The 7,253-nt window shown below is 60.2% G+C and carries 6 protein-coding genes; all 6 read right to left on the bottom strand.

Annotated features, from left to right (window positions below):
- Window positions 1–403 precede the first annotated feature (403 nt).
- The 6 genes from G518_RS0124345 to G518_RS0124320 all read right to left on the bottom strand — a co-directional run bounded on the left by G518_RS0124345 (window position 404) and on the right by G518_RS0124320 (window position 7,251).
- Window positions 404–1,492: a sulfate/molybdate ABC transporter ATP-binding protein gene (locus G518_RS0124345; protein WP_028604745.1), complete on the bottom strand. Its 1,089-nt coding sequence runs from the start codon at window positions 1,490–1,492 to the stop codon at window positions 404–406.
- A complete protein-coding gene (gene cysW, locus G518_RS36725; protein WP_051237356.1) occupies window positions 1,489–2,427 on the bottom strand; it encodes a sulfate ABC transporter permease subunit CysW in 939 nt (312 codons plus the stop codon). The genes G518_RS0124345 and cysW overlap by 4 nt, the downstream gene beginning before the upstream one ends.
- On the bottom strand, window positions 2,424–3,287 hold the full coding sequence (gene cysT / locus G518_RS0124335) for a sulfate ABC transporter permease subunit CysT (protein ID WP_028604744.1): 864 nt from the start codon (window positions 3,285–3,287) through the stop codon (window positions 2,424–2,426). Before cysT ends, cysW begins: the two co-directional genes overlap by 4 nt.
- 133 nt (window positions 3,288–3,420) lie before the next feature.
- Window positions 3,421–4,416 (bottom strand): sulfate ABC transporter substrate-binding protein, encoded by a 996-nt coding sequence (locus tag G518_RS0124330; RefSeq protein ID WP_028604743.1) that lies wholly within the window; start codon window positions 4,414–4,416, stop codon window positions 3,421–3,423.
- A 185-nt stretch (window positions 4,417–4,601) separates the two neighbouring features.
- The gene (locus tag G518_RS0124325; protein WP_028604742.1) at window positions 4,602–5,150 is read right to left on the bottom strand and encodes an RBBP9/YdeN family alpha/beta hydrolase; all 549 of its coding nucleotides are present in this window, start codon (window positions 5,148–5,150) and stop codon (window positions 4,602–4,604) included.
- A gap of 211 nt (window positions 5,151–5,361) precedes the next feature.
- Entirely contained in the window at window positions 5,362–7,251 is a 1,890-nt protein-coding gene (locus tag G518_RS0124320; RefSeq protein WP_028604741.1) for a family 2A encapsulin nanocompartment cargo protein cysteine desulfurase, read from the bottom strand.
- Between the last annotated feature and the right edge of the window lie 2 nt (window positions 7,252–7,253).

Genomic DNA, 7,253 nt, shown 5'->3' with positions numbered 1-7,253 from the left:
TGTTTGAACGTAGTGAGCGAAGCGAAAGAAGTGAGTTCTGCCGCACCGCCCCTTGACTGAGCACCGGAGGGTGCCCGGAGCGCAGCGCAGGGACACGGACTTGGGGTCGCATTTCTTTGGTTCCTTTCTTTGTGCGAGCAAAGAAAGGGACTGCGCTGCCGGGCGCAACCCCGGCCTCCGACCTTAAAAGAACAGGAGAAGGTAGTTAGCAACCGCAGCGCCCAATCGACCGCCGCCTGCCCTCACCCCCGCCCTCTCCCAGAGGGAGAGGGAGTAAAACAAAATTACAGCCTTGGGTTCTAGGGTTCAAGCCGGCAGACGCGCCTGCATTAGTCTTTCCCAGAGGGAGAGGGAGCCAAATCCCGTGTGCGCAAGACGCGCCAAGAGCGTCCACCCCACCACACTAAATCATCACCGCCGGATCATCCGCCACTTCCAAAAACACCCGCGCCTTGCGAGGCGAGACAATGACAGTATCCCCTTCCTTGATGCCCAGGCGCCGATACTCATCCGCCGGCATATCGGCCTCCAGAATATGCGTAGGCTGATCGCGCGGCGTCAATTCCAATCGGGCCTGATGGCCGATCACCAATGCACGGTCAAGCCGGGCAGCCAAGCCAGGCGCGCCGGGGGTGTAGGGCGCCACTGCCAGGTCGCTCGGGCGAACGAAGGCCATGGCTTCCGCATCCAGCGCATTGGCATGTTCGGGCGCTGGAATGCGCCAATCGCCCACTTGCATCTGACCACCAGAGGCGCGGCCATGAAACAGATTGACGTCGCCCAGGAAACCGTAAACGAAGGGCGTAGCTGGTTGTTCCCACACTTGTTGCGGAGTTCCCACCTGCTCGATGTTGCCCTTGTTCATCACCACCACGCGATCTGCAACTTCAAGCGCCTCTTCCTGGTCGTGTGTCACAAAAATACTCGTCACATGCAACTCGTCGTGCAGGCGCCGGAGCCAACGGCGCAGTTCCTTGCGGACCTTGGCGTCGAGCGCGCCGAAAGGTTCGTCGAGCAGCAGGACTTTGGGTTCCACTGCCAACGCGCGAGCCAGGGCGATACGTTGGCGTTGGCCGCCGGAGAGCTGAGAGGGATAGCGGTCGGCCAGCCAATCAAGCTGAACCAGGCTCAGCAGTTCATGGACCTTGGCCTTGATTTTTGCTTCGCTGGGCCGCTCACCCCGTGGCTTCACGCGCAGGCCAAAAGCCACGTTGTCTGCCACCGTCATGTGGCGGAACAAGGCGTAATGCTGGAACACAAAACCCACGCCGCGCTCTCGTACGTGAACATCGGTGGTGTCCTCGCCATTGAACAGGATGTTGCCCGCGTCGCTGGACTCCAGCCCCGCGATGATGCGCAGCAAAGTGGTCTTGCCGCAGCCTGAAGGGCCGAGCAGTGCAACCAGTTCACCTGAATCGATGTTCAGGCTGACATCGCCCAGCGCACGGAAGGTGCCGAACTGCTTGGAGACATTGCGAATTTCGATACTCATGATGTTGCTTTCGCGACAGATACCGACCGGACTTGAGCATCAAGTGCAGAAGGTTGATGGGGTTCAGGTGTAAAAGGTTCTGGAGGTAGCTCGGTGGTGGCCCGCAGCGCACGTGCGTGCTGCCACTCCACCAGGCTCTTGACCGCCAGCGTGACGATAGCCAGCAATGCCAACATGGAGGCGACGGCAAATGCGGCCTGGCTTTGGTACTCGTTGTAGAGGATCTCTACGTGCAGTGGCATGGTGTTGGTCTGGCCCCGGATATGTCCGCTGACCACAGAGACCGCACCGAACTCGCCCATGGCACGCGCATTGCACAGGATGACGCCATAGATAAGACCCCATTTGATGTTGGGCAGCGTCACATACCAAAAGGTTTGCCAGCCGCTGGCGCCCAGCACCTGTGCGGCCTGTTCCTCGTCACTGCCTTGTGCCTGCATCAGAGGGATGAGCTCACGCGCAATGAATGGGAAAGTGACGAATATGGTGGCCAGAATGATCCCGGGTACGGCGAACATGATCTTGATGTTGTGCTCTGCCAACCACGGGCCAAACCAGCCCTGGGCGCCAAACACCAACACGTAGATCAGGCCGGCCACGACAGGCGAGACGGAGAACGGCAGGTCAATCAAGGTGGTGAGAAAGGACTTGCCGCGAAACTCGAATTTGGCAATGCACCAGGCTGCGGCCACACCGAACACCAGGTTCACGGGGACCGCCACAGCGGCCGTCAACAGTGTGAGACGTACGGCGGCCAGGGCGTCAGGCTCCAGCAGGGCAACCCCAAAGGCCTCCCAGCCTTTTCGCAGCGCCTCGATGAACACGGTGGCCAGCGGCAGCACCAGAAATAGCGCCATGAAGCCCAGCGCGAGTGTGGTGAGCAACCAGCGTACAGCGGGGGATTCGGTGGTACGGATTCGTTTTGCAGTACTCATGGTGCGCTCCCATAACGGCGCCGTCCCCAGGCCTGCAGCCCGTTGATGATCAGCAGCAAGATAAACGAGATCAGCAACATCACCGAGGCCACGGCGGTGGCGCCTGCGTAGTCGTACTGCTCCAGCTTGCCGATGATGATGAGCGGCGTGATCTCGGAAATCATGGGCATATTGCCGGCGATGAAGATGACTGATCCGTATTCGCCAACGGCACGGGCGAAGGCCATTGCAAAGCCCGTCAGTAGCGCCGGCGCGATAGCCGGGAAGATGACGCGCCAGAAGGTCTGCCAGCGGTTGGCGCCCAGGCAGGCGGCGGCTTCCTCAAGTTCTTTCTCGGTGTCTTCCAGCACAGGCTGCACGGTGCGAACCACGAAAGGCAGGCCAATGAAGATGAGCGCCACCACAATCCCCCCTGGCTTGAAGGCCAGTTGGATGCCCAGAGGCTCCAGGTACTGCCCAATCCAGCCGTTGCCAGCCAGGATGGCGGTGAGAGAGATGCCGGCTACCGCGGTGGGCAGTGCAAAGGGCAGATCGACCAGCGCATCGGCGATTTTCTTGCCAGGGAAGTTGTAGCGCACTAACACCCAGGCAATGAGCAGGCCGGCCACCACATTGATGGAAGCGGCGAGCAGCGATGCGCCAAAGGTCAGTTTGTACGAGGCCATCACGCGTGGCGCCGTAATAGCTGTCCAGAAGTCAGCCCAACTCATTGTCAGCGTCTTGAATATCAGCGCGGACAAAGGAATCAGTACGATCAAGCTCAGGTACAGCAGCGTGTAGCCTAGCGTGATGTTGAAGCCGGGCAGCACGCGCTGTACGGCGCGGCGACGGGGCGCTGCAAGGGTGGCAGTGGAAGACATGGGTAGGGGTTGCAGTGGCGAACGACTGCGGCTACGCCGGCCTTTGAGGCATCACAGACGACAGCCAACCCTATCCAGGCTGGTTCCCCGTCTTTGCTCACCCAGGCTGCGCAGCAGCGCGGTCATTCGTTAATCACTTACCGGGCGTATAGAGCTTGTCGAACTGGCCACCGTCATTGAAGTGCACTTTTTGTGCTTCGGCGAGCGAGCCAAAATACTGGTCCACCGTGAACAGCTTGATCGGCTTGAACTGTGGATTTTTCTTGAGTACGGCTTCGTTGCGCGGGCGGATGTTGTGCTTGGCAGCGATTTCCTGACCTTCAGGCGAGTAGAGGAAGTCAAGGTAGGCCTTGGCTTCGGCAGCAGTGCCCTTCTTGTTCACTGTGCGCTCGACGACCGCCACGGGGTTTTCCGCGATGACGCTGGCACCAGGGTGGATGGCGTCCACCTTGCCGACGCCAAACTCTTTGTCTACCGAGACCACTTCGGATTCAAAAGTGATCAGTACGTCGCCAATATTGCGCTGAAGAAATACGCCGGTGGCATCGCGCCCGCCGCGAGCCAATACAGGAACGTTCTTGTACAGCCGTGTGACGTAATCCAGTGCTTGTGCATCAGTTCCGCCCTTGGCGCGCACCTGACCCCAGGCCGCAAGGTAAGCCAAACGGCCGTTACCGCCAGTTTTTGGGTTCACCACGACGACCTGCACACCGGGTTTGACCAGATCATCCCAGTCCTTGATGCCCTTAGGGTTGCCGTTGCGCACCAGGAAAAGCATGGTGGATGTGGTGGGGGAGGCGCCATTTGGAAACTTGCCGCGCCAGTTCTTGTCGACCACGCCTTTTTCGGCCAGGAAGTCGATGTCGGTGGTGGTGTTGAAGGTCACCACATCAGCCTCCAGCCCATCAGCCACGGCGCGCGATTGCGCACTGGAGCCAGCGTGTGACTGGTCGATCTTGAGGTCTTTGCCCGTGGTCTTTTTGTAGTGGGCAATGAAGGCGGGATTGATGTCTTTATAGAACTCTCGTGCCACGTCATAGGAAACGTTCAGCAGCGTGGTCTGGGCAGACGCCAGCGAGGCCAAAGTGAAGCCGATGGCTCCAAGGGCTAGTTTGAGAGGTTTTTTCATGGAATTAGAAAGGTAATGAGACAACGATGACGAATTGTCAGAGTCCGTCCTTCTAATTCAAACGACTTTGTTTTTGTGTTCTTATTCGAAATTCGTATAAACATTGCGAATCCTCTGCAAAACTCAACGCAGCAGCCCCCCGAGACCGAACGTTTCGGCGCCGCGAGGGCTTGTGCAGAGGGGCCTTATGCGGCTTGTCGCAAAAGTGGCTCAGCACCCAAGGATTTCAGCAAGGTAATTCCGAACGGCCACTCGCCGTGGCCGGACTCCACGTTGATGTGGCCGGATTTGTCCAGCAACACCAGGCGGCTGCCCCAGGCCTGGGCGTACTGGCAGGTTTTGGCGACCGGGCAATAGGGGTCGTTGGAGCTGCCTACAACGATGCTGGGGAAAGGCAGGCGTTCGCGCGGCACCGGCGCGAAGTCAGTCAGTGCTGCGCGGTTTTCCGGGTCTGCCGGGGCCACCAGCAGCGCTCCATGGATGCGATCGTGCAGGCTAGGCGGTAGATGCGCGGTGGTGATGCATCCCAGGCTGTGCGCCGCAATGAGCACGGGCCCTTCTACCTCTTCGATGGTGTGAGCCAGCTGCTTCACCCACGCTTGGCGTGCCGGGCGGTACCAGTCGGCCTGTTCCACGCGTACTGCGCGAGGCAAGCGGTGGTACCAGAGCGTTTGCCAGTGCCTGGGACCGGAGTTGTGCCAACCGGGCACGATGACGACGGTAGGAGAAGACATGTGGCCAATTTTCGGCCTATGCCTTCTGCAGGCCAACGAAGAAGTAGTAGTTTGCTTATGTGGTGTTTAGTGCCCGGGTTCAGTCAACATGCGGTCAGTTGGGCGGGCCGCAAAGCAAAAAATCTTCGCGATACCGGGTGGTATCGCGAAGATTTTCAATGACGCAGACTCCTGGAGCTAGAGCCTGGGCAGATGCTGCACGCGAAGTCGTTCAGCGTTGCCCTAAGCGTCGAACCACCTTCACCAACCGATCGATCTCCTCTGTGGTGTTGTAGAAAGCAAGCGAAGGCCGCACAGTGGTTTCGACCCCAAAGCGGCGCAGGATGGGCTGCGCACAATGGTGGCCGGTGCGCACAGCGATGCCTTCCTTGTTCAATGCACGGCCCACTTCTTCTGTCGAATGGCCGGCGAGCACAAAGGACATCACGCTGGCTTTGTCATCCGCGGTGCCGATCATGCGCACGCCAGGGATCTGGCGCAGAAGGTTCTGGCCGTAGACCAGCAACTCATGCTCATAACGGGCTATGTTTTCCATGCCCAGCCGCTGCACGTAGTCAATGGCCGCGCCCAAGCCCACGGCGTCGGCGATGTTGCCAGTGCCGGCCTCGAAGGTGTTGGGCAAAGGCTGGAATACGGTCTTCTCGAACGTGACGTCGGCAATCATATTGCCGCCGCCCTGCCAAGGAGGCATGTTTTCCAGTACCCCTCGCTTGCCCCAAAGTGCGCCTATACCGGTAGGTCCGAATATTTTGTGGCCTGAGAAGACGAAGAAGTCTGCGCCGATGTCTTGTACATCCACTCGCATGTGCGAGACCGATTGTGCGCCGTCGACCAAGGCCTTCGCACCGGCGCGATGCGCCAGTTCGACTATTTTCTTCACAGGCACCACGGTGCCCAGTGCGTTCGACACCTGGGTGACGGAAACGATCTTGGTGCGGTCATTCAGCAGCTTCTGGTACTCATCTAACAAGACCTGGCCGCTGTCATCTACCGGAATCACGCGCAGCTTGGCGCCTTTGGCAGAAGCCAATTGCTGCCACGGCACGATGTTGGCGTGGTGTTCCAGATGGCTGACGATGATCTCGTCGCCTTCTCCGATGTGTTGCCAGCCCCAGCTTTTGGCCACCAGATTGATGGCCTCTGTGGTGCCCCGTACGAAGATCACCTCGTTCACATCAGGCGCGTTCAGGAAACCCCGCACTTTCTCGCGAGCTGCCTCGTAGGCATCGGTCGCGCGGGCGGCCAGTTCGTGGGCTGCCCGGTGAATGTTGGAGTTTTCGTGCTCGTAGAAATACGACACGCGCTCAATCACCGATCGCGGCTTTTGCGTGGTGGCGGCATTGTCAAGCCAGGCCAGAGGATGGCCATTGACCCGCTCCGAGAGGATGGGGAAGTCTCGCCGCACGGCGTGCACATCAAACGCCGGGTGGCGATCTTGCACACCCAGTGGTTTTTCGCGCGCGCCTGGGGTAGCGGGCGTTGTATAGCCACTGGGGAGCACCACAGCGTCTACGAAGTAGAACTGTGATTCGGTCGACGGCGTGGTCACTGGCTGCGCCGCCGCTGGAGTGGCGGGCACGGCACGTGGCGGCTCGGGTGTGGCGAATGGCAGTTGTGCCAAGGCGTCAAGTGAGCCGGCTTTGGCGGTTGGCTGAGGCGCACCACCGGGGGAGGGGTGGCCGTTTGGCAGGAAGTAGTAGGAGTCTCCTGAAGCCGCTTCTGGCACACCCAGTGCGTTGCCGCCGAACCGCGGCTCGTACCCAGGCACGGGCGCGAAAGCGTTGTCTGGCACGCCGTTACCGGCGGGCGCGTGTGGCAGCAATGCAGGGATGCGGTTGGCCAGCGACAGCACCGGAGTGGGCGACGCCGGGATCAGGTTGGTGCCGGGCACCTGACCTTGTGGAATAGGTGTACCAGGCACGCCTGGGCCCAGTCCGGCAGGGCTGGATAGGGGCGATCCGGGTGGGGCCACATTGACCGGCGCTTGCGCGCCAGGCAACTGCCCGGGCAGCGCCGAGAATATGGCGCTGGCCATGCGCGCCAGCGCTGCCGGGTCTATGGGCGCCTCGAAGGCGCCGGGGACGACGGTGGTTACGGTCATGC

Origin of the sequence: Ottowia thiooxydans DSM 14619 (assembly GCF_000422885.1) — a bacterium.
GTDB classification, from domain to species: domain Bacteria; phylum Pseudomonadota; class Gammaproteobacteria; order Burkholderiales; family Burkholderiaceae_C; genus Ottowia; species Ottowia thiooxydans.
This window is presented reverse-complemented; position numbering and strand designations above follow the sequence as displayed.